A 23,015-nucleotide genomic window follows, 5' to 3' on the forward strand; every position below is an offset into this window, starting at 1 on the left:
CCACAAGCCGACTTCGGACTTCACGGTGCCCGATGACAGGCAGCACGTTAAATAGGCGCGGAATAGCCTTCCGACGAAGCATCTTGCAGGCTAGCTTCCATAGGTTGCTTGGGAGGCACATCATGGCAAGGTGGTCTTATTCGCTCGTTGCATTGCTCGCGTTGGCGTTTATCAAGCATTTGGTGCCGAGCGCGCACGCAGCCGAAATCAGAGTGCTGGCGGGCGGTGCGATGAACGCGATTTGGATGGAGATCAAGCCGAAGTTCGAACAGGCTTCAGGCCACAGGCTCGATAGCTTCTTCGGCACGACGCCAAACCTAATCAAGGAAGCAACGTCGGGGAAATCATTCGACGTCGGAATCGTACCGGTCGAGGTGATGCAGGATGCCGCCGCACGGGCGCGGTTTGCGAGTGGCCCGACCATCGACATCGCCCGCGTCGGCCTCGGAGTCGCAGTTCGGTCGGGCGGGTCGAAGCCGGATATCTCGACACCCGATGCGCTGAAGGCGACGCTGCTAAAGGCAAACTCGGTTGCCTCAATTCCGCAGAGCGCGACTGGCTATTCAATCGCTAAGGTGTTCGACCGACTTGGCATCACCGAACCGATGAAGACGAAGATGAAGCCGCAGCCGACGCCAGCGCAAGTTGTCGCGGTGGTTGCCACAGGTGAAGCCGAGCTTGCCCTGTTCTTGATGAACGTTTTGATGGCCCCGGGGCTAGACGTGGTCGGTCCGTTCCCAACCGAGGTGCAGCAGGACGTCGCGTTCACAGCGGCACTTGGCACGGAAACGAAGGAAGCCGCTGCGGCAAAGGCCCTTCTCGATTTTTTGAAGACACAGGACGCCGAGGCGGTGATCAAGGGCAAAGGCATGCGTCCTGGTTGAGGTTTGCGTTAGATGAAGTGCGTGCGTCTGCTCTGGGTCACAAGCCGCCCATGGCGCCCTTTCAATGCTGGTCGGCTAGGCTTCCGACAGCGGACGTCGCGCCCGCGCGCAAAGGTCGGCTTCGGGCAGCGGAAATAGACTGGTGGCGCGACAATGTCTGCTGCGGGCCAACGAGCTGACACGGTGATCCTGTCGGGCCAAGCCGCACGGACTATTAACGCTGCAAACCGCCTAGGTATTATCTTGAATCCCGCCGCTTGGGAGAGCACCGGGTGGGGCCGGTACGGCTATTCCGCTTGTCGCGAGTTGCCTCACGCTAGCTTCGATCGAGACTAGCAAGAATAGAAACATGATGAAGATAAAATAAGAGAAGGCTCCGGCTGCGATATAGAGCGATATCGGGATCGTCAGCCTCAACGCTGCACGCTGCACTCTCTCGGCCTGCAACTCTTGGCCGACCTGTTGAAGTTCGTTTTGAAGCTTATTGAAGAACCACACAAGAAAGTACGGCGCGCGTGATGGCGGCGTTGATGCCGTAAACCTATCGATACCAGCAGTGTTCGCTTTGTCTTTGTTGGCGGCAGCAATTGAGGGCGCTCGATAATCAAGTCGTTTGGCGAAGTCGTAAAACAGAGAAAGCCAAAGGACGTTAATGTTGCTTTCATCGGACGCAGACGTGCGATCGAGGTCTCCGCTCCAATTAAACTTGATGCTGTTGCTACCGTAAAGCCAGTCCGAAAACTGATTTTGACTTTCAAAGCTGGCGCCTAGCGATCGAGTCAGGAACGTGTTGAATTGCTGAAACAGCTCGGCTTGTGAAGGTTTGCTCAGCTGGTATGCGATATGATCCGGCGTCTCGGCCTCCTTGGCGATCGCCGAATCGGACGTGAAGACTTCCTTGATCAACTTCGCCGGATCGACCGCATCGCGTAACCGTACGATCGAACCCCGGATATTGGGTTGGGGCTCGGGTGCGAATTGGGCGTAAAGCGCATAGACGACAGCCAGCACCGCGGCCAGAAACGAAACAAAGGCGGTGGTGACGACAGTCCCCCTTAGCAAGCGAACAAAAAAGGACTCGGTCAGCGTCAGCATGATTCACTTCTCATTCAAACGAATTCCCGACTTGCCGAGCTTGGATTGGCGCTCCTTGAAGTCGTCGTAACTTTCGATCGTGTCAAAGCCATGCGCCTTTGCGTCAACAAGCCGATCCAGCTTGTTTGCGTCGTAAACGCTGTTGAGCTCGCTCAAAGCCTGCTGGAGGGTTTTGATGTCGGCTTCCGCGAGCGCATTGTTAACGGAGCTCAAAGCGGCCTTGATATCGTGGACGAGCGGCGCGTCAAAGTTAATGGTGTCCAGCCGAGTTTTGATGATCGCGACTGCCCGCGTGGCAACCTCCGATGTCCGACGAAATTCGGCAGCTTCGGAGAAGATTGCGTCCTCCGCATCGCATTCACGCAAGAGTCCTTTCAGTGCATCGGCGTCCATCTGGTCGTTAACGGTCGCCAATTTCGCCGCAATCATATCGAGCCTAACCTTGAAGGCCTCGTTGGGCAGGGTATTTCGCTGGCTCGTGATTCGATCGAGCCCGGCTTTGATGCGCACACGCGCCTGCTCTGGCGTGATCGGCACCTTCGCCGCAGACGGAGCAGTGGGGGTCGTTGGCGGAATTGATGAAGGATCGCGAGGCAACACCGCTCCGGGTGTGACGTTCGCCGACGCAGCAGGCGCCGATGCCGGCGGCCCAAGGCTCGGGTCTGCTGGAACGGCCGAGTCCGGTTGCATGAAGCGAGACGCATCGATAGTGAGGAATTGGAGCGTGCCAATACCGTTGTCGTTCCAACTAGCGGCCCAAACATACCCGGCACCGCCGCGCATCCGATAGATGGGCAGACCCATGCTGGCGGAACGTCGCAGGTTCCCGATGTGGTCGATCATGAATCCGACCCGCACACCCCTTCCGTCGGCAAGGGCCTTGGTGGTTGCCACGTCAACTGGCTCAAGACTGACGTCGCCCCAGCTCACAATCATGCCATTCGGCACGGCCGATGTTGCGGGCATGGGTATGACATGCGCTGGGTTACCGTACCTCTTGCTACGAGCTTCGACGTCGCTCTTGGCCTCATCGGCATCGAAAAAGGCGGGCTCGAGGGATCGATTGACATAAACCGCCGTTCCGTCCGCCGCGTGCAGGATGGTATTTGAAGACGTATACGCGCCTCGCGCCTCCTGCATTTGGCGCTGCTTCTGACAGAAGAAAAATCCGCCGAACTGGTCGCTTGGCCGGCATTGATACTCCCGGTAGGCCGCGGATCCGAAAACGACCTTGTTACCCAGGGCAAGCCCGTCCACGACGTATTCGGGATGGGCTGCGGCTATCGCCGGTCCCGCATCACTGGGCGCGCCTAGCCTCTGATAATCTTTTATGGCCTCGATCTGCACTCGCTTGATGCACCCAATATCGGGACCGCACGATCGACGCGCGCGGAGAGACCGGTCGCGGGTGGCACGTGCCGCTTGTTCACCACCGTGGCCACGCACGTAGTCATAGGCAGCAACGACCTGGCCATCCAGCTGCGACAGTTCGGGGTTCGAACAGATCGCAAACTCATCGGCGTAGTTTGCCTTGGCGCAATCGAAACTTGGACCCGCCCTCACCGTTTGCTGCGGTCCGCGGCCACGGCATGCCGATCGAGCATCCAACATCCGCGGATCTGTTGGACCGATGCCCTGCTGAATAGCGGAGTTCAGGGAAAAGCCTTCCCGCCTCAGATTTTGATCAACGCAGGCCACTTCATCGGCTGGAAGCTTCTGCCACGCAGACAGTGTTGCCGACACTATGCCGGACCGGATGAGGCCGCCGAACAGATTGACCATATCGTTGGCGTTTTGGGCTGCCGCGCTTCCCCCGATCAGAAAAAAAACAACCGGCGCCCAGCGGACGCCCCTACCGCGAAACATAGACCCAGCCTGCTCCTATCAACCCTACCGAGTGTAAGCCGGGCAACCGGCCAATGGCAATTTTGGATTGGTTGCTGCGGCGCAAAACATCCGATTATGCTTTCTTCCAAATTTTGTCCCGTTGACTGGCGGACATTGTCCGTCGACTCAGGAAACACTGCAGGACTGTTAAGACCATCGGCGGCGGTAGCTCGCGGAAAAGAGTACCCCGGCTTCTTGCGCTCGAGTGCTAATGTTTGAACAGTTTAGCAAGGCGTCGACCAAAGCACAGCGCTCCGCTACTCACACCTAAACTTTGGTAGTACGAACAACCCCGTATTTACCCGTGGTTGAATGCCACTTCGGTGCCGTGGTCTAAGCAACTAAAGCTGCCGGGGGAAAAATAATGAGGAAGTTTAGTTTGGTCGTCGGTTTGATGCTCGCCGGAACGGCCGCGCAAGCGCAATGAACAAATCCGAACACTCTCACTTCATCCGGGTACACCAGAAGCAACGGCACCTACGTGCAGCCCTACGTCGCGACCAATCCGAACGGCACCCAGCGCGACAATTTTAGCGCGAGCGGCAACACTAATCCGTACACGGGCGCGGCTGGCCATCGGACGCCGCGCTACTGATCGCTTGAGGAGTTTTCCAATGGCGGCAGGCAGTGGCGACGAATTCTACAATCGCGTGGGTGGTGACAGAATTGGCTCTAGGCAGATCGACGAATTAGTCGGCATTGCACGAGGCCTCGTCGCAGACAATCAAATCAATCAGGCGGAAGTTGAATTCCTGCAGAAATGGCTTGCCGCCAATCTTCACATAAGCGACCAACCGGTGGTGCGAGTGCTCTACAAGCGCGTCACGGAAATGTTGAGCGACGGGATCGTCGACGACAACGAGAAAGCCGAACTGCTCGACACGCTGAATCAGTTTTCAAATCGCGACATTGGCGGCTTAGGCGAGATTCTCAAATCAACGTCCCTCCCCTTGAATGATCCAGAGCCACCACTGACGTTTGCAGGTCAACGGTACTGCTTCACAGGCACGTTCAACTTTGGCTGCCGCAAGGAGTGCGAGCGCGTGGTCGAGAATTTGGGTGCCGAAGTCGGCAGCCTCACACAGAAAACAACCGTTCTAGTGATTGGCATCTATGCGACCGACTCTTGGAAGCACTCGTCCTTCGGTAACAAGATCATGAAGGCCTGCGAATGGCGCGACAGCGGATCGCCAATCAGCATTGTCTCTGAGGCACATTGGAAGGAATATCTGCCCAGATAGCCTCTAGTGATCTCCGGGCTGCCGTTTCCGACCAAACGATGGCCAAGTCCAAGACGCTTTCTCGACTTGCTTCGCGTTGCCGTTGAGGCTGTGGAATATTACGACGCCGACCAACCAAGCATCGCAAGGCATGATCGCTGCGAGGCGTCTCGAAGCCGAAAGAAGACAAGTATCATCTTGACGATCTCGTTTAACCGCCGCCAGTACCATCAGGTTACGAAGCGGTCGGCTAATCCTTGAAATCGTACATTAGATGACCGTGTCTCGGCATGTCATCCTTATATGGGGAATACTCTTTGAAGAATTCTCTCCAGAAGATCAACACATCTTCGATGAGACCCTGAGCATCTAGCCAAACACTATCTCCGTCGGCGTTTATCACCTCAATCTGCAGCGACGCTTCACCGTATCCTCCAGCGCCATACCCGCCCTCACCGTAACCGCCCGACTTCAGCGTACTCTTCTGCTCCGAGCGGACGAAATGTTTCGAGCCATTGGCAATGCGCTGCATTACCGGGAAGTAGAAGCATTCCTTGTCTAGCCAGGCCTTGAAGGTATCCTCGTCGCGAATACCTAGTTTTCTCCATGTGGCGTAGTCAGTCTTCAGCCAATCTCCCCAGACCCACTCTGCCAGATGGTAAGACGTGAGCGCAGCGTTTATCGCCAGACGCGCTGATTTACGATTGCTTTCATAATCAGCGTAGTCCTCGTACAGCTTCTCGAGAAAGTCCTTGGAATTCTTAATATCGAACACGTTGCCTCCATGAAAATACCGAAGCACCACTATGTACCGGTCTTTTATCTCAAGCAGTGGGCGCTTTCGAAGGGCCGCGTCAGCGCCTTTCAACGCTTTCACAACGACAAGGTTGTTGCGACGCAAAAGCCACCAACTCACACAGGTTATGATCGTGGCCTCTACTGGCTGCAAGGCTCTGACGACGACGAGGCCGCAAACACTATCGAAACGCTCGTTATGGGACCTGTAGACCACAACGCGGCGATAGCCCATCAATACATACTGCGCGACGACCTCAAGAGCATCCCCGGACCTATCCGGGATGCCTGGTCACGCTTTCTCGTCGGTTTGCTGCTCCGAACGCCGGAGAACATCACAAACGCCTACGAAAAGATGATGAACCCTACTGAACGCGAGAAGGGAGAGATCCGCGAGATTCTGGGCGCAGAGCCTGCCCTTGAGGATCTTACGCCGATCGAAATGAAACGCGTTACACTGCGTGTACTCGTGGAAATGATACGCGGTACAGGCGTCGAGGACGAGATCAGCAAGATGAAGTGGAGCATCTACAATCTCCGCTCGTCTGCGTTGGAGTTCTTCACGTCCGACCGTCCAGTCGTGATGACCCGCGGGATAGGCCGGAAAGGTGGCCATCTTGTCATCCCCATCAGCCCCAAGAAGCTTTTCTTAGCCTTCGCTGATATCGACATCGAGCAAGAGATCAAAAGTCGTTCGGCGGCAGACTTGGTCGGAACAGTCAACAATCGCATCGTTCGCCGCGCCATCAAGTTCGCTTGGAGCACGAGCACAAAGCCGCTTGACTTTATGCAGCGACATTTGGGTGCCGAGGCCGCAGACGACTTAAACTTCTACGCTAGCCTCGAATAGATCGAGATCAAACCCATGCGCGCCGGCTCAAGAAGCACGCGCCTCGCTTCGAGGCTGCCTTCATCTTTTCAACACTGCGTTTGCCAGTGTCGTTGACCCTCAAGCTTGCAACTCGATAAGGGAGCTTTGACGCTTGAGAATCGAGCGGAAAGCGGTTCGATGCAGACGCCGATGCGCGGCTCGCCAAGGCGATGGACTTCCGCGTGGCGAGCTTCAGGGCCCTCCTACCACACGACCAAACCATTCTCGCGCTTGACCATTCGCGCACAGGCACGCAACCTCGCCAATGCCATTGCTCGTCACGTTAGCTTCGATCCGCCGACTAGACCGATGATTGCCCGACGCCAGCGGTGAATAGCTTGAGCCGCTCAGCCTTCGCAATTGCCTCAACAAACTCGACGACTGTCTTCCGATTATCTGGCTCGTGAATATTCGAAAAGGCCCTCAGCAATCTGAGAGCCTGCAATTCTTCCAATGTAGGTTTCATCCCGTCCTCCGCGATTTCTATACGCCCGACAACGGAGGAAGTTTTTCTTACCTGCATTCATTCTTAAGATGAGACCCGTAATTCTACGGCCTTTTCGATGAGTGGCCCAGCGCGCCGATGACACCAATCACGAATGATTTAATCAAGCAGCTCGAAATGTGCTGGGCGGGTGTGTTGGCAAAACAGCGCAAACTAAAAGCCAGTCGCAAATTTGAACGCCCCGCCCTGAGTGAAGCCCGCGGTTACAACGACGTCTTCCACTCCCCGGGAGCCAATCGCTTTTTTGCTACCTCGTAAGGCCTGTTGATCAAAAAAATCAGAAGAACTATCGCACCAGACATGAACTTGCGGCGAGCATCGCCGTCTTTATCCCGTTGGGGCACCATGAGGCTGTTGCAAAGGTCTGTGACTCGATCGGTTTTGAATGAAACCTCGACTTGATGAGCGAACTCGTTCAACCTGCAGTATAACTCGACGGTTTGACGGTTGAGAATCATGCGTAGAGCTAAAAGGCGGCGCTCCCTCAGGGAGGAAGAAAACAAGTGGTTTGAGGAGAAGAAAACCCAATTCGCTTGGATAACTGAGCAGGCCAAGTTCATTAGCAATCGCATTGGCCGACAAATCGCGAATCCTCGTCAAGGTTACGCCACTTGGCTTTGGCTACGAGCGTGTATTACCGCATCCAGCATGACGCGGCTCTTTGAACCCCATTTGGAAGGAAAGGCGGTCTACATTGACCACGCATCTATCGCCGCGCTCGCCCGTGCGCTCATAGAGAATGTAGCTACCTGCATTTATTTGGGTGACCAGAAGGCTAGTGAAGACGTGTGGAACGCTCGTCGGTTGATCATGCGGCTCAACGACCGAGTTAATCGAGCCATATTCCTTAAACAGATAGGTCAATTGCCCGAAGACACGAAGGATGATCGCCTTCCCGAAATGCGCGCCGAGCTAGAGGCTAACCCAGCCTTCAGCGCTTTGACCCGCGATCAGCGCGGGAAGATACTGAATGGCAGCAACACGTTCCTACATGGCAGGCATAATACGATGCTGGTGTTTGGCTGGGGCAACGAACGGACTGCGGGAATCTACAAGTATCTTTCATCTCACGCTCACTCGACCGCCATGTCATTCATACGAACAGAGGCGAACCGTGTATACGAACCCGATAGCAACGCCAGCAAGGTTACAGCGGGCTTCGCTCTAGACCACGCGAGCGCTGCGTTGGGAACAGGATGCCTGAATATGATTAGTCTTTTTCCCTACGTCGAAGCAGCCTTCGACGAACTGGTCTTTATGGCGCTCAAGAATGGCTACTCACCTCCCGTTTGGGACAGTAAACCAGACAAGGCTTCGCCCGGGTAGCTGTGTCATCGCGTTCAAGGGGTCTAGGATTGTGTGGTGGGAGGGAAATAGTGCTCTTCGATCTGGCTTGCAGAGATTCGTGGCCTCCTTCCTCGGCGCCGCACATGCCCCGTAACCAGCTTGAGCTTGTCTGCGAGTAAATGATGGACAAACTTCAATTCACCGCTGACGTAATAAAATCCATTGTCTCATTGGCTTGGCCCGCCGCCTTTGTCGGCGCGGTCTGGCTATTCCGCGAGAAGCTTATCGAGCTCATGCCTCTTCTGCGCTTCAAATACAAAGATCTAGATGTTTCATTCCGTCTCGATCAGGCGGAAAGGGACGCGAAACAATTACCAGCGCCTCCCGAACCTACAGTTCAGCCCACGCCTGAGGAGAGTTCACGGTTCGAGCAACTCGCACGGATTTCGCCGCGCGCTGCAATTTTGGAGATGCGGAGCGACTTAGAGGAGGCTCTACAGATTCCCTATAGAATGGCTGACCCTAAGAGTGCTTATAGAAACGCAAGCCTACAAGTGATGATCCGCACTCTTCGAAAACACAACTATATTGACGAGAAGACAGCCGGCATTCTTGATGATCTGAGAGCAGTTGGAAACCGCGCTGCACACGGCAGCTCGTCCGACACGTTTACGGAAGAAGATGCTTTGCGATTCAGGTCACTCGTTCAGCGCCTGACCGTACAGTTTCCGGGAAAGGGTAAGGAAGATGTCGAGCCGGAGGGCACGAAATGAGCGCTCCTCTCTAACGATTGGCTAAGCTCCGCCGAAACTTGGGCGCGAGAATGGGACAGCTCTTCTTCGGCATCGTCTCCCTAAGCTTTGCGATCATCTTCACCTCCGGGATTTGTCCAGGAACGGGTTCAAATTATGAGGCCGCGCATATCCCGACTGATCGAAGATCTTATTGAACAGCTGCAGCAGATAGATGTCTTGAGCGTCATGTGAATCATCCTTGAGGATCATCGTATGCTCGACGTGGTCTTTAGTCATCTTGCCGTAAGCACCGATGACCGCGCCGGAGACGCCAAGCGTTCTACCCTTCATCCCCGCGACTCCGGCAACGACTTTAATTGGGAGCTGAATCCCGGCGAACTCTCTCATGTACTCCAGGCCATTTTCCAGCGTTGCAATGAAAGCATCCTCCACCGGCTGAACGAGATAAACGCGAGATTGCCCATTGATGCCTTGCCGCATGAGGTCGGCGTTGATTGACCACACCTCGCCACTGTGAAAGTACTGCGTCAGCGCATCGACATTTCTGGTGTCGCCAGCCGGAGCAAAGCACATCGCACCGTACTGGTTGGTGATGGGAATGTTCGGGCCCGGACTTCCCATGGCTCCGAACCGGTGCGCGTGCTTTAGCATCAACGCTTCGGGCACAGGACGCTTAGGCTCTATCGTGGGGATGAGGCGCATGTAGAGCACGTCCCGGAACGGCATCTCCACTTCGCCTTCCAGTCTGTTGCAGTGCCCTAGCTTCTCCGCGTTCTGGAAATAAAACGGTACACCAAGCCCCTGTGGGACTTCAGGAGCGGCGCTCACCTCTTCCGACTCGGGTTGATCGATGAAGCCCTTCAGTGCGGTGACGAACTGGTCCTTGAGGTGCTTCCGCGCAGCATCAATCTCCGCTTTGCTCGCCCCGTCTGCCAGGCGGTACCGCACGGGCCAGCGCTTATGGATGATGTCAAAGGGCAAATCATCCGGGCTGCCGTAGGCCTCATTTAGTACACCGATGACTGCACTGTCGGTCAGCTTCCGAAGGGCGAAGCCGTACTCAATAGCGACGTTAGAATTGATGAGGGCACGACCCACTTGGGTCGTTCCAACTGGGGTGATGTCACCGACGAACACCTTACTGGCCTTAATCTTTTCCAAGATGGATCGCGCTACATCTGGCGAGCCCGTGAGTCCTTTGGTGTCGTGGTCAAGGTGAAGCTCACCACGGGATTCTTCAGGCGCCTCGACGAGACCGTTCTGCTGCTTCAGATGCTCAACAGCTTCTTCGAGCGCGGTCCGGATAACATCACGGGAGATTTTGCGCGGATGGTCAGACTGCCATGCCCAAAAGATCTTCATTTCGTATCCTAACCTGCGGACATGAGCAGCTTGACAGGGGCAATCGCGAAGAGAAGCACCGGCCCTGCCAGAAACGAAAGGAGCGCCATCAACATCAATCCGTATGCCCGGTCGGGACCGAATGGTTCGCACAGGAGTCTAGCTTGGGCCAGTACCAAACCTATCCCGCTGCTGAAAATTGGGCGCTATTCCTCGTTCGAGCGATGCCGCACATGCGGCTCCTATATATGGTAGATGCCGGCGGCAGTTTTTACCGAAGGAGTAGGGACGATGAAGCTCAACGAGAATGAAATAAAAGAGAGCATTGCGGCGGCGCAAGCGCAGAAAGAAGATTGTCGATCTGAGGCTAGCGGTGCTCGAAGGCCAACTGCTTATGGAGGAAGCGCTCAACGGCTTCCTGGAAGCCGCCCTATTCAATTCAGAACAGCTCAAGCTTGAACGCACAAACTTCTCTACAAAGGGCAATATCGCCATTTCGTTGGCCGCCGGCGCGGCAAAGATGATATGTGGGCTGTCTTCTGGGCAATCGGACAACTGCGTAACAAGCTGGCGCATAAAATCGACTCGGAGGAGATAGATGAGAAAATGGAGTACCTGCGCAAGGTGTATATCGCAGCGCTGGAGCCCAAGCCGGCCGAGTATGCAAAGACGCTAGGCGACAAAGATGCGGCGTCTGTGCAGGCTTCCTTGCGCAACTGACTTCGGAGGCCAAGACCCGTCGACGGATTATAGACCAGCATTGGAAAGCACCATGAGAGCGCGAGCGGATCGCTGACTGTACTCAGCTGCGCGACGAATTTCGAAGGTGAGTTGCTGCAAGCTGCCGGCCCTTGGTCGATCAGCGGTATAAGAACGGATCTCCAACCACCGAAGACATGAAGATTAGCGAAATGAGCCGTAAACTTGATTCCAAATTTCTCGAGGACCTGCAGCAAGGCAAGCTTGTCGAACTTAGCAGGAAGATTCGCAGCGATGACACACTTACACGAACGCGTCGACACCACCAGGTGAATACGCATCATCCCTTATGTGGCTCAAGGACTGAGCCGAAGAGGCTGAAAGCCGGTAGCACGTGGGGGTGCGCATGCCTGATCGACGCGACGCCCTCATCTCTGACGGAGGTAAAAAAAGGCTCGCGTTGTACGGGATCGCGAGAGGCTAGCCCTAAGCTCCCGCGCCTTCTCGAGCCACTGATGCCATCGAAGGATAGAGTCTTCTTCATTCACCTACATGGCGTAGTCGATGCACAGGCACCGTATGCATTGCACGGCCTCTATCGCGTCGAGCATTCCCATAGCGATTTTGTGAGCGCAGGGAGCCGGTCAACCGCCCCCGCCAGCGCAGGTACATAGACTGAACAAATGATGGCTAACGCGCGGTATTGGTTAGCCAAGCTTCGTAGCTAACCCTCTGCAACCGCTGAATTTAGCTTGACGGATGGCGCTCCCTAGGGGAATCGAACCCCTGTTTCAGCCTTGAGAGGGTAAAGTCGATCCGCTTGAGGTCCTGCGATGGAGACCGTGCGGAGGTCAGCCCGGCTCGTCTGCATGAGCAGGCGTCACTGCACCAGTTTCGCACCAGAAACGACCCGGCCGCGGTGCAACGAACTCGATCAGATTCAAACAAAAAGTCAGCATATTCAACAGGCTGATGCCTGCGCCGGCTTTGGCAGGCTCTACGAGGCCCATCGCAAGGGCGGCCCGATCATCGAGGCCGCGGGCTGGGCGCACGGCAGGCGCAAGTTCTTCGATCTCGCGCGGCTCAGCAAGGCGCCGATCGCGGCCGAGGCGGTCAAGCGCGTCGATGTTCTGTTCGCCATCGAGCGCGAGATCAACGGTCTTAATGCGCAGGAGCGTTTGCGTGTGCGCCAGGAGCGTAGCCGCCCCCTGATCGTCGAGCTGGAGGCCTGGTTGCGCGAGCAGCGCGCCAAGCTCTCCAGGAACAACGACACGACCAAAGCGATCAATTACTGCCTCAGCCGCTGGGATGCATTTAGCCGCTTCCTTGATGACGGACGGCTCTGCATGTCGAACAATGCCGCTGAGCGTGAGCTACGGGCGGTCGCCGTGGGCAGAAGAAATTGGACCTTCGCCGGCTCCGATGAGGGCGGCCGGCGTGCGGCTGCGATCTACACCCTCATCGCCGCTGCCAAGCTCAATGACATCGACCCGCAGGCTTGGCTTGCCGACGTGCTGGAGCGCCTACCGGATCACCCTGCCAAGCGCATTGACGAACTGCTGCCTTGGAAGTGGCAGCCACAAAGCGCTGCTCAGGCCGCTTAAGAGCAATACGGTCTCCTACAGACTGGCTTTTGGACAGCCCGCGATGCACACTCCCAGCCGCGAGCGACGAAAGGATGAGCGATGGCGTTGGGACCGGGCAAATATGACGAGCTATGCCGCGAGATCCGCGAGAAGGTCGGCCTCGGTGGCGGGGAAATCCCGCAAAGCGGCGGCGTGCTGCTGATCGTGATGGGCGGCGAGCACGGCAACGGTTTCTCGTGTCAGGCCGATATGGATACGACCCTTGCGCTCCCGGATCTGTTGGAGCGCGTGGCTCGCCAGATCCGGGAGACGGGTCCGTTAATTCCGAACCGAAGTAGTAAACCGCGATGAGCACGAGAGGGCCAAAGCCCCGACGACGCGATCCGACAATGGCGACACCTTCAGGCTGCGGAGTTTGGTGTCCCCGCCAGGCCGCTTAAGCGCGATCAGCCTTCCGCCAAAAAACGGTTTGCGCGGGGCCTTCGCCGGATGCGTACTATTCAACGAAGCTAGTCGCTATCCCGCCGCTCATCACGGTCTGGTTGCAGGCTCGTGCATCTGCTGGCGGAGCATGTTCTTGACGGGGTCGCGGGCAGAACAAGATTCTATTGCGCGTTGAGGCGGAACTGGCCGCTCTTGAGGAACGCCCTACCCCCATCTCACTGCATCCGGCAACGCCGGACGGCTACATCGACACCGTCATGCGCCTGCCGACACGATAGCAAGCCACCAAGCGGAGGACGATCGCGGTCCGGCGCGGCAATCCCATCCCTTTAGTACGATTTACTGTCTTCTTGCGCGATCTCGCTGCCGTCGCGGTTTCGAGCGCTGGCTGCGATCTGCAATATGCATCGGCACCAAACTCTGACGCCCTTTCGGCAGCTCAAGTTTCGACGGATCATGCCACGTTTTGCCGTAATTCCCTCTGGATCTTGGCCGCGTCGCATGTCAGCTGCGCTCGCTGCTGGGTATTGCGGTGAACCAACCGCTGAGGCCTTCCTAAAGCGCGTGGGAAAAGATTATCCTCTGCCCCGGGTAGCAGAAGGACGGCGCCGGCTATGGCTCAGGGACGATCTGGACGCGGCAATCTTGCCGCGGGAAATGATCCGGGCAACCGATATCGCCGCGGATTTGTAGCCGTGGAGCTACCTCGGCACGTCATCCCAAAGAAACTGGCATCAGGAAAGACGGCCTTCTACTACAACGTCCCTACGCGCTATCGAAAGATGGGTTGCCCGGTGCCGAACGCGCCGTTAGGCACCGACTATGCCGAAGCATGCGGAACGGGCGGCCGGGCGGCCACCCTGAATGGTTTGTTCGACGAATGGATGGACGCGCGCAGGGGCCTCCCGATATCGAATGAGGCCGTGCCTCGGATTGGCACGATCGATTGGCTCTTCCAGGAATACCGGCAGAGCCGCGCCTACCTCGAGAAGGTCAAGCCGCGATCGCGGCGGAACTACGAATGGAATATGCGCGAGATCTGCGATACGCTGACCAAGCGTGGCGATCGTATCGGAGTCAGGCCTATCAAGTCCGTGACGCCGCTTGGCGCGGACAAGCTCTACGATACATTCGTTAAGGGCGGCAAAGGCGACCGGCTGCGGACTGCCGAAAAGCTGGTGGTGCTCTGCCGCAAGGCTTGGCGCGTCGTCCATCGGATCCACCCCGCCGAGTTTCCATCAGACATCCCGAACCCTTGGCTAGGCGTCACGATGGTCACCAGGGTCAAGCTGGTGAAGCACGCGGTCACACGAGAGCAGGCCTACAAATTCGCGCACGGCTGCGTGGAGCGCGGCGAGCCGGAGTGCGGCGCTGCGGCCGTGATCTGCTTCGAGTGGCTGCAGCGCCCGGAGAATGTGATTGCCGGCCACATCAAATGGACGGGCTACCGCACCGGGCCGAAGCCGACGATCCGGATCGAGCACCATAAGACCGGTGCTGTGATCGACCATCCCTTGGAGGAGCGACTGCCCTCCGGCGAGATCGTCAAATTCTACGAGGAGGCCGAAGGCGTGTTGGCCAAGCTGACCCGCCGCGGGGTCCCGATGATCCTGCGAGAGATTGTCCCCAAGTACCGCGGCTCGGGCGAGGACCAAAAGACCGCCTCCAAGCCCTACTCGTTTTCCGGTATGCAGAAGATCGTCCAGCGCATGCGCAAGGAGATTGGACTGCCCAAGGAGTTCACCTTGGATGCCTGCCGCCACGGTGGCATGACCGAGCTCGAGGAGGCGGAACTGACCGAAGGACAAGGTCGCGCCCTTTCGGCGCATCGTACCCGGGAAAGCTATGCCGGGTATGCCAAGCGAACCGAGGCCCGGATGCTGTCGGCGACCCGGAAGCGGCACGCGCACATGCTGGCGAACCAAGCGGCAACAGGTGTTCAGAATGCGACGGGGGACGACGTTCAGAACGCCGGATCGAACACCATTAAAATCGCCTGATAAATCAATGCGATAGAATGGCTGGGGCGGGAGGGATCGAACCTCCGAATGGCGGAATCAAAATCCGCTCGATTATGCAATGATTTCAAGGCGCCTTTGGAAGAAACGGTCAAAACACGCTTCAACAATCTCAATAGGTTGGCAGCCGTTTCCAAATATAAAGGCAGCCCTCCATGAGGGGGTCAGGGCTGCCGTCCACGCAAACTCTCGGCTACTGCCGAGAGCACATTGGCCAGTTGCCTCGCCATCTCCGGTGGCGGCAGCGGAACCTTGAGAGTTTGCGCGCCGGTGTGCGGATCGCGCTCGACCCATGAACGTGCGACAGAGCCGGAGTCGTTCGCGGCCGCAATGGTGCCAATGAACTGTGCACCGATCTGCAGCAGCAATTGCCATGGATCGGAAGATGCGTCGCCCAACCGCTGTTCGGCTTCGCCGGCCAGCGCGACCGCCACATCGTCAGCACCGACAACTGGATCTGCATCGACGGCGCCGACTGATTGTCCGCTGGCGGCGCCGTCGACCGCTCCTGCCTCCTCGGCAGGGGGGATGGCTTCGCCCGCACCCATGGTTCCCGTGACACCTTCCACGTCCTTCAGGAAGCGGTTGAGCCGCGACCCGCCCAGCGAAATCTCGCCGCTGCCACCGTCGAGAATTCCTTCCGACAACGAACGCTTGAATGCCAACACCGAAAGCATGCCCTCTTCGATCGAGCCTTTCGCAACGAAATTGATGACCTGAACCGGCCGCGCCTGGCCGAGCCGATGGACGCGTGCGATGCGTTGTTCGAGCACTGCCGGATTCCATGGCAGGTCCATGTTCACCAGTGTCGAAGCGTGCTGCAAATTGAGACCCGTGCTGCCGGCATCGGTCGACAGGAACACGCGACAGGCGGGATCGTCGCGAAAGCGCTGAATGAGTTCCGGCCGCTTGTCCGACGGCACGCCACCATGGAAGCTCACATAGCCGATCCCACGCGCCTCCAGGCGGCGGATAACGATGTCATGGGTCCGCGTCCATTGCGAGAACACCACGGCTTTGGTCTCCGGCGTCGCAAACAACTGCTCGAACAGCGCGGCCAGTTCATCGGCCTTGACGCCGTGGTCAGTCTGCTGATCGAGCAGATAGGTGCTGTTGCAGGACATGCGCATGTTCTGAAGGGCGCAGGTCAGGCGCCGTTGATCCTTGTCCGAGAGAAACCTGGTCTTGCGCCAGCGTTGGACAATCCGGGCCACGATGTCCGCATTTTCCTGATGAAAAAGCTTTTGCGGTTCGGTCATTGGAACCAGCACGTTCTGGTCCGTCCGACTGGGCAACTGCTGGAGCACCTCCGGCTTTCGCCGGCGGATCATGATAGGCGCCAGGGTTTGGCCAATCTTCTTCAGCCCCGTATAGCCAGTGACGCGGCCGGCCTCGTCCTTGACCTGATGTTCGTGCAAGAGCTTCCAGGTGGGACCCAGCCGGTGCTGATCGACGAATTGCACGATCGAGATCAATTCTTCCAGCTTGTTCTCCAGGGGCGTTCCAGTCAAAACGATCGCATACGGACTGTCGATGCGTTTCAAGGCTCTCGCTGCAATTGTGTTCCAATTTTTTACACGCTGAGCTTCGTCGACGATGACCAGTTCAGGCGCCCAGGCGGCGATCAGGTCTAGATCGCCCTGCAGCTTCTCATAGTTCGTAATCTTGCAGAAGTCGTCGAGCCCATAGTCGTTCTGCCGTCGGGTTCGCCCGCCACTTATGACGCGCGCCGCGCGCTTGCCTCGCCGCCCGGAAAAACGAGCTATCTCGCTCTGCCATTGGTATTTGAGGGATGTCGGGCAAATCACCAGGACTCTCGATACGCCGAAGTGGCGGGCCAGTATTTCTGTCGCGGCGATTGCCTGTATCGTCTTGCCCAATCCCATATCGTCGCCGATCAACGCCCGACCAGCCCTCACCGCGAACAGCGCGCCCTCGGCCTGATAGGGATAAAGCGCCACCTTCAGGAGTCCTCGCAGCTTGGGGTCGGCGGCACCGCGCGGGAACAATCGCTCGAGCTTGGAAGCTCGATGATCGGCGTCCTGCCTTCCAGCAACGAAATCGAGGGTATCGTCATAGGCGCGAAACTCGTGACCACTCTCCGACACCGAGGTCATGAAGCGCTTGAGCTCGCCCAGTCGATCGTCTGCGAGGATTCCATCACGCTTCATATCGAACAAGCGATCGGCAGCCAGCCTCACCGCTGGCGGACAATCCGTCCCGGGACGGAAGTGCACGCGGCGCGGGCCTGCATTGCGCAAATAGAGCTCGGAGAAGGCCGGCTGGTAGCCGCGTGCGAACGCTGCTTTTGCGCCTCGCTTTTTCTCTAATTGGGCGAGGGTGAACTCCAGGTGCTTGCAGGTCCCCAACTCATTCGTTGCGTAGTCGGGGCAAGAGCAGAAATTGCCTCCCGGCCCCAGGCCACGTACCGCCACGCGGTAACTCGATTTCGAATCGGGATTGGTGACCCGGAACTCGGAGAAGAACGGCTCGCTGCCGAGATTTTCCAGCACAAAGGATTGCTCGCGGCCAAACTGGCGGCGTAAACCGCGCTGCCAATCGGCCGGTGATAGATCAACGGGCGCGTGGGTGCGCGCAAGCTTGACTTCTTTGTTCGGTTTCACGGCGGGCTCGCAACTACGGTACATCGATCTCATCGACGCACCTTCGGTTCACGGTTCAACAGGGTCGTCTCGCGAGACGATTTTGACCGCCGATCCTAGCTCCTGGCCAATCGCGACACACCCCCAGCGAGACCACAATCCACCGCGGATTGAACTCGTCCCCAGAAGCCAAACTTGGGCTTGCTACACGAGCGCCGCTCTCGGAAAGCCAAGACTCTCTCGAATGCCCGACTGCCAGGCCGCGAGAAGTCTTCCTCCGATCTCACGATGAACCGAATTCTCATTGAAATACTTCGTTACCTCCGGCGCCAGCTTCGCCAGAACATCGGCGACTTGCTCTATGATCTTGTTGATCATCTGCACGGAAAGATCACATCGAGTTTGGCCAAGACGAACCAACGCTTTGCGGTCTGGCCATTTGGTCGAACCATTCAACGTAAGCGCCATGCCGTCCTTCGGCAAATAGGGCACCGTGCTGACGAGATCATAAATCGGCGCAAGACGTGCGGGGCCAGTGACATCTTCATAGATGACGCCGAAGTTCTTCAGATGTGCGTCACCATTGCGAAGCGCGCAATTGAGGACGAACAGCTTGAACAGATCCTCTAGCGCTTTGCGCTGTTCGGCCGGATCAATGAAATCGCGGGCACGCTTGAATAAGCGTGTTTCGTAGCCACCGTTGTATTTCTCGGTAGTGGGTACACCGTTGAGGACGCAAAAGTCCTCGTAGCCCAGATAAGTGCCATCGAGCCGCAGATCGAAGCGCTTCACAACGATGGCGGTACCGTTGTCCGAAAGCTGGAAATCCGGAACGGTCAATCCCACGGCCTTTGCGGCCGACAGGCAGAAATGTTCGTTGGCAGCCAGTTCGGGATATTCGTTCGGGTCCCAGAACTTTACGATGTGCGTAGCGCTGCGGAAGCTCTGGGATTGGCAATCACCCGTACCTTTTCCCGCGTCGTCGACAGCGCGGATCATCACCTTCGGCTGGATTCCCGAAAGCCCTGAATGGACCGCGAACTTCTCAAGAAGATAAGCGAACAACTCGCCACCGCGCTTTGCGCTGAGGATCTCGTCGATCGATTGGAATGGAACGTCCTCATTTAGCTCGACATCAAGATCAGAGTAGCGGATACGCCCAATCTGGGTTCGTCCAACAACCGCCAGCAAATCGAAATCATCAAACGTTCCGGTCGCCTTGGCAAATCTTCGGACAAGGTACGCCCGGAGCGCCCCCTCCGGGAGATTCATATCGAATACCGGCGCAAGACCATGTTGCGTATTCCAAGATGCCGTCCGCACTGGCATCGTGATCGAGACTGCACGTTCGGCTGCCACTTTCGGCTCGTAGACGAAAGCTGTCCCTCGCGGTCCATGGCGGTCCAAATGTCCAGCGGACTGCTGATCTGTCCAGACGCGGAGCATTAGCGAGCCTCCTCCGCTACCAGATCCTCGAGTGTCGGGCGACCGCGATTAAGCTGCGTCAACCTCAGGTCGAGATCTAACGCATTCAAGATACGAAGCAGATGTTTGATGCCCATTTCCGCAAGGCGCACATTCTCAAGCGCCTCCAGGCGTGCGCGGCTGATACCCGCAGCTTGTGCCAGCTTGGTCTGCGACCATCCCTTGGATTTACGGGCCGCCTTAACACGTTCGCCCAGTTCGATAAGGTCCATGCTTGCAGCCTATAATAGTCAATTCGTGACCAAATTTGCCTATTATAATTGTCGGTTTGGCCGGGCGCATGCCTCATATGGAAGTTCGTTTATCAAAGATTGGCTCAAACGCCTCTTTAAGTAGGCAAACCCTGGGGTTGGGAAGATATTGGTCGCGGAAGACATTGACTAAATAGAACAAATAAGGAACATTTTCAATGCCTACCAACCGATGTCGCCCGCGACGGACGCTTTCGAAATTCCGTGCTGCTCTCACAGCGGCGACCGTTGTCGTCCGACGAGCGGCGCCGCATGGCGACCGGCGCGATGCCGACGAAGGATTTCACCCTCGCCGCTCGTGCGCGAAGAGATCAGCGAGCGACACCGACGAAGGACGACCAATGGCTATCTGGGGTTCTGTAAACCGGGTGTATTCCGAGGGCCGAGATAGCACTGCACGCTGCAGCGGGTGGGAAAATAGACTAGCCTATCGCGCAAGTTGCGGATCTCCGTCGGAATATCGAGAAGATTGCCCATGCAAGCAGTAAGCGATTCGGCCGAACTTTTCAGGCACGTCAGCGCCGAAAAGGCCTACCTTTATCGCTGCATCATGGACGTTTTCGCCGCAGCCAAGCGGCAGTACCGGCTGCAGCTAAGACCGGACGAAGTGCTTGCCGAAGCTCGATGGCCAGCCAAGCTCCCTGAGATTGAAGAAGTCAATGCCGCGCTGACCCAGCTCACCGCTTGGGGCAATCTGGAGTCGCATCCTGACACTGCGCGGGTGTCCAGTCTCAGTGATTTCTACCGTGCTCGCTATCTCTATCGGCTCTCGCAGGGCGGTGAAGCCGTAGAATCGGCACTGGCGCTTTTCGTGCAGACCCTGGAGCGCCGCGCCGAACTGCAAAGCGTAGCCCTCGAAGACATCGCAAGCCGGCTCGAAGCCCTGCGGGCGCTGGCTGCCGAGACCGAGCCGGATGCGGCCAAGGTCCATGAAACGCTTCGGGATCTCGTCCGCGTTTTCGAAGGCCTTGCCGAGAATGCACAGGCGTTCATGGCCGGCGTTGCACGCAGCATTGAGCTGCAGCAGGCCCAAGCCGGTGCAGTGCTGAACTACAAGCGACAACTCATCGATTATCTGGAGCGCTTCATCGGCGATCTGGTGCGTCGGTCCGACACTATCGCCGGCTTGATCGATGCTCTGGAGCCCAGGATCGATGCGATGCTGCAACAGGTCGCCGCGCGCGAAGGGCGCGACGCCGCTCCGGGCGAAATCCAGGATCAGATCGACGCGCAAACCCGTTACCGGGGCGCATGGCGCGAGCGCTGGAGGGGGCTGCGTGGCTGGTTCTTCCGCTCCAGCCACGAACCATCGCAAGCCGAGCTGTTGCGAGCGCGGGCACGATCGGCCATTCCGCAGCTTCTGGCGGCCATCGCTGCACTCAATGAACGGCGGAGCGGCCGCAGCGATCGCTCAGCCGACTTCCGCGTTCTGGCCGGCTGGTTTGCCGCCTGCGCCGACGACAACGAGGCCCATCGGCTTGCCCGCGCCGCCTTTGCGCTAAATCCCGCGCGGCATTTCTCGCTCGACATCGATGCGGGGCTTGACCTGCCGGCCACCACCCGCTGGGCCGATGCCCCGCCCTTGGTGATTCACCCCCGCTTGCGTGAATACGGCGAAGCCGCTCCAAGAGGGCCTCTGCCGCGCGTACGGGACCGTACGGAGGCCCGCGCGCGCCTGGCGCGCGAACTCGCACAAGAATCTCAGCAGGTCGAGGCAGCTCGCAAGCGCCTGGCGACCGGGCTGCCCACACATCTTTCCAGCCTGGGCGAGCTCGACGCACACGCCTTCAGCCTGTTCTTGGGATTGCTTGGCGAAGCTCTGTCCGAGCAAGCTGGTCCAGAATCCGTAGCAGAACGGCCGACAGGTGACGGTCTGTTGCACATTCATCTGAAGCCGCTTCCTCCGGACAGTTATGCCGAAATCAATACGCCGCGGGGCACGTTCGGCGGGCGCGACCACGTGATCACAATCACATCGACACAAGACGCGCAATGAAGACAAGTCGTCAGAGACCCAGGGACAGCCGCAGCATCGGCCAGCAGCAGCGCCAGTTCCAGCGCGAAGAATTTCGTAGCGCCCTTCGCGCCTTGTTGATGACGCCGTTGATGAGCCCGATGCATGAAGACTTCATTGCAGTGCGCCGCCAGGCAAACGCCCTGCAAGAGTGGTTTACCCGCGAAACCGGATGGCCGTTACAGATCGGACGGGAGGGCGCGCGCCTTTACAAGCGGCCCGCCGATCTCAACAACTCCACCCGGGGCCTGCCCGACTATGATCGCCGCAAGTATGTGCTGCTCTGCCTTGCCTGCGCGGTGCTCGAACGCGCCGACCCCCAAGTCACCCTTCGCATTCTGGGAGAAAGATTACTCGGTTTTTCCGCCGAACCGGGACTGACGTCACTCGGTTTCACCTTCACGCTCGGCTCCCATCACGAGCGACGCGAACTGGTGGCGGTGTGCCGTACCTTGTTGAGCCTGGGCGTGCTGCAACGTGTTGCCGGTGACGAAGATGCTTTCGTGCAGGGTGGAGGCGATCAGGCGGATGCGCTCTACGATGTGCATCGGCCGGCGCTCGCCGGCCTACTGGCGGCCGTGCGGGGCCCGTCGACCTGGCCCGCAGAAGAGGCGCCCAACACACTGGACCAGCGGTTGCACACTCTGCTCGATGAGCACGTCGCGGACAGCGACGAGGGTCAGCGCACGGCGTTGAGACACCGGATCGCGCGTCGCCTCCTCGACGATCCGGCGGTTTACCTTGAAGACTTGAACCCGGACGCCCGTTCCTATTTCATAAACCAACGCGGGGCGATGGCCGCCCGTCTGTGCGACGCGACAGGTTTGGTCGCAGAGCAGCGAGCCGAGGGGCTGGCCCTTGTCGATGAAACAGGCACGCTAACGGATGTCGCAATGCCTGCCGAAGGCACCGATGCGCATGTGACATTGCTGGCTGCAGAATATCTCGCCACGGACTACCGGCAGCAAACCGATACCGCTGGTCGAAGGCAGCCCTTCGTCAAGCGCGAGCACGATATCGTCGACTTCCTGCGTGACGCCAAGAGCCGATATGGCCGCTATTGGCGGAAATCGGCACGCGAACCAGGCGCCGAACGTGAGCTCGCGAAGATTGCCATAGGGCGTCTTGAGAAGCTCCAGCTAATTGTCAGGAGCGCAGACTCCATCCTGCCGCTTCCGGCGCTCGCGCGTTTCGCGCTCGGCGAGGCCGAAATCCGCCAGGAAACACCGGACATGCCAATCCCCGTCTCCGATGATCTCTTTTCCAGATGAAGAC

The 23,015-nt window shown here is 57.9% G+C and carries 19 protein-coding genes; 12 read left to right on the forward strand and 7 right to left on the reverse strand.

All coding sequences use genetic code 11. The annotated features are described in order from the left end of the window. Positions 1-161 precede the first annotated feature (161 nt). Complete coding sequence (locus H8B02_RS13430; RefSeq protein WP_229166677.1) at positions 162-884, forward strand: molybdate ABC transporter substrate-binding protein; 723 nt, start codon at positions 162-164, stop codon at positions 882-884. Positions 885-1,115: 231 nt separating this feature from the next. Here H8B02_RS13430 and H8B02_RS13435 read toward each other — a convergent pair whose 3' ends face one another. Both H8B02_RS13435 and H8B02_RS13440 read right to left on the reverse strand, forming a co-directional pair. After that, positions 1,116-1,979, reverse strand: coding sequence for a hypothetical protein (locus H8B02_RS13435; protein WP_229166678.1), 864 nt, complete (start codon positions 1,977-1,979; stop codon positions 1,116-1,118). A gap of 3 nt (positions 1,980-1,982) precedes the next feature. Next, positions 1,983-3,761 carry a lysozyme inhibitor LprI family protein gene (locus H8B02_RS13440; protein ID WP_229166679.1) on the reverse strand — a complete coding sequence of 593 codons (1,779 nt, stop codon included), beginning with the start codon at positions 3,759-3,761 and terminating at the stop codon, positions 1,983-1,985. Between the two features lie 719 nt (positions 3,762-4,480). On the opposite strand from H8B02_RS13440, the gene H8B02_RS13445 reads away from it, so the two are divergent. Beyond that, complete coding sequence (locus H8B02_RS13445) at positions 4,481-5,107, forward strand: BRCT domain-containing protein (RefSeq protein ID WP_229166680.1); 627 nt, start codon at positions 4,481-4,483, stop codon at positions 5,105-5,107. A gap of 229 nt (positions 5,108-5,336) precedes the next feature. Here H8B02_RS13445 and H8B02_RS13450 read toward each other — a convergent pair whose 3' ends face one another. Beyond that, the gene (locus tag H8B02_RS13450; protein ID WP_229166681.1) at positions 5,337-5,861 is read right to left on the reverse strand and encodes a hypothetical protein; all 525 of its coding nucleotides are present in this window, start codon (positions 5,859-5,861) and stop codon (positions 5,337-5,339) included. A gap of 9 nt (positions 5,862-5,870) precedes the next feature. Here H8B02_RS13450 and H8B02_RS13455 point away from each other — a divergent pair, with 9 nt between their 5' ends. The 3 genes from H8B02_RS13455 (at position 5,871) to H8B02_RS13465 (ending at position 9,317) form a co-directional block, all read left to right on the forward strand. Further along, positions 5,871-6,731, forward strand: coding sequence for a DUF4238 domain-containing protein (locus H8B02_RS13455; RefSeq protein WP_229166682.1), 861 nt, complete (start codon positions 5,871-5,873; stop codon positions 6,729-6,731). A gap of 982 nt (positions 6,732-7,713) precedes the next feature. Beyond that, positions 7,714-8,583 carry a hypothetical protein gene (locus tag H8B02_RS13460; RefSeq protein WP_229166683.1) on the forward strand — a complete coding sequence of 290 codons (870 nt, stop codon included), beginning with the start codon at positions 7,714-7,716 and terminating at the stop codon, positions 8,581-8,583. Between the two features lie 143 nt (positions 8,584-8,726). After that, positions 8,727-9,317 (forward strand): DUF4145 domain-containing protein, encoded by a 591-nt coding sequence (locus H8B02_RS13465; RefSeq protein ID WP_229166684.1) that lies wholly within the window; start codon positions 8,727-8,729, stop codon positions 9,315-9,317. Positions 9,318-9,416: 99 nt separating this feature from the next. On the opposite strand, the gene H8B02_RS13470 is transcribed toward H8B02_RS13465, so the two are convergent. Beyond that, a complete protein-coding gene (locus tag H8B02_RS13470; protein WP_229166685.1) occupies positions 9,417-10,661 on the reverse strand; it encodes a hypothetical protein in 1,245 nt (414 codons plus the stop codon). A gap of 270 nt (positions 10,662-10,931) precedes the next feature. Here H8B02_RS13470 and H8B02_RS13475 point away from each other — a divergent pair, with 270 nt between their 5' ends. The 5 genes from H8B02_RS13475 to H8B02_RS13495 all read left to right on the forward strand — a co-directional run bounded on the left by H8B02_RS13475 (position 10,932) and on the right by H8B02_RS13495 (position 15,369). After that, the gene (locus H8B02_RS13475; protein ID WP_229166686.1) at positions 10,932-11,099 is read left to right on the forward strand and encodes a hypothetical protein; all 168 of its coding nucleotides are present in this window, start codon (positions 10,932-10,934) and stop codon (positions 11,097-11,099) included. 66 nt (positions 11,100-11,165) lie between these two features. Continuing rightward, positions 11,166-11,360 carry a hypothetical protein gene (locus H8B02_RS13480; RefSeq protein WP_229166687.1) on the forward strand — a complete coding sequence of 65 codons (195 nt, stop codon included), beginning with the start codon at positions 11,166-11,168 and terminating at the stop codon, positions 11,358-11,360. A gap of 812 nt (positions 11,361-12,172) precedes the next feature. After that, the gene (gene tnpC / locus H8B02_RS13485) at positions 12,173-12,943 is read left to right on the forward strand and encodes an IS66 family transposase (protein ID WP_312000876.1); all 771 of its coding nucleotides are present in this window, start codon (positions 12,173-12,175) and stop codon (positions 12,941-12,943) included. Positions 12,944-13,024: 81 nt separating this feature from the next. Beyond that, complete coding sequence (locus H8B02_RS13490) at positions 13,025-13,276, forward strand: hypothetical protein (protein WP_229166689.1); 252 nt, start codon at positions 13,025-13,027, stop codon at positions 13,274-13,276. A 707-nt stretch (positions 13,277-13,983) separates the two neighbouring features. Then, positions 13,984-15,369, forward strand: a complete 1,386-nt coding sequence (locus H8B02_RS13495; RefSeq protein ID WP_229166690.1) for a site-specific integrase — start codon at positions 13,984-13,986, stop codon at positions 15,367-15,369. Between the two features lie 182 nt (positions 15,370-15,551). Here H8B02_RS13495 and H8B02_RS13500 read toward each other — a convergent pair whose 3' ends face one another. From H8B02_RS13500 to H8B02_RS13510, 3 genes are all read right to left on the reverse strand, one after another. Continuing rightward, positions 15,552-18,011, reverse strand: a complete 2,460-nt coding sequence (locus H8B02_RS13500) for a DEAD/DEAH box helicase (RefSeq protein ID WP_229166691.1) — start codon at positions 18,009-18,011, stop codon at positions 15,552-15,554. Positions 18,012-18,194: 183 nt separating this feature from the next. Beyond that, positions 18,195-19,436, reverse strand: coding sequence for a type II toxin-antitoxin system HipA family toxin (locus H8B02_RS13505; protein ID WP_229166692.1), 1,242 nt, complete (start codon positions 19,434-19,436; stop codon positions 18,195-18,197). After that, entirely contained in the window at positions 19,436-19,687 is a 252-nt protein-coding gene (locus tag H8B02_RS13510; protein ID WP_229166693.1) for a helix-turn-helix domain-containing protein, read from the reverse strand. Before H8B02_RS13510 ends, H8B02_RS13505 begins: the two co-directional genes overlap by 1 nt. Positions 19,688-20,201: 514 nt before the next feature. Between H8B02_RS13510 and H8B02_RS13515 the strand changes: the two genes are divergently transcribed. Both H8B02_RS13515 and H8B02_RS13520 read left to right on the forward strand, forming a co-directional pair. After that, positions 20,202-21,722: a TIGR02677 family protein gene (locus H8B02_RS13515; RefSeq protein WP_229166694.1), complete on the forward strand. Its 1,521-nt coding sequence runs from the start codon at positions 20,202-20,204 to the stop codon at positions 21,720-21,722. Further along, positions 21,719-23,011 (forward strand): TIGR02678 family protein, encoded by a 1,293-nt coding sequence (locus tag H8B02_RS13520; RefSeq protein ID WP_229166695.1) that lies wholly within the window; start codon positions 21,719-21,721, stop codon positions 23,009-23,011. Before H8B02_RS13515 ends, H8B02_RS13520 begins: the two co-directional genes overlap by 4 nt. Positions 23,012-23,015 lie beyond the last annotated feature (4 nt).

The sequence above is a fragment of the Bradyrhizobium altum genome, assembly GCF_020889705.1.
Lineage (GTDB): Bacteria > Pseudomonadota > Alphaproteobacteria > Rhizobiales > Xanthobacteraceae > Bradyrhizobium > Bradyrhizobium altum.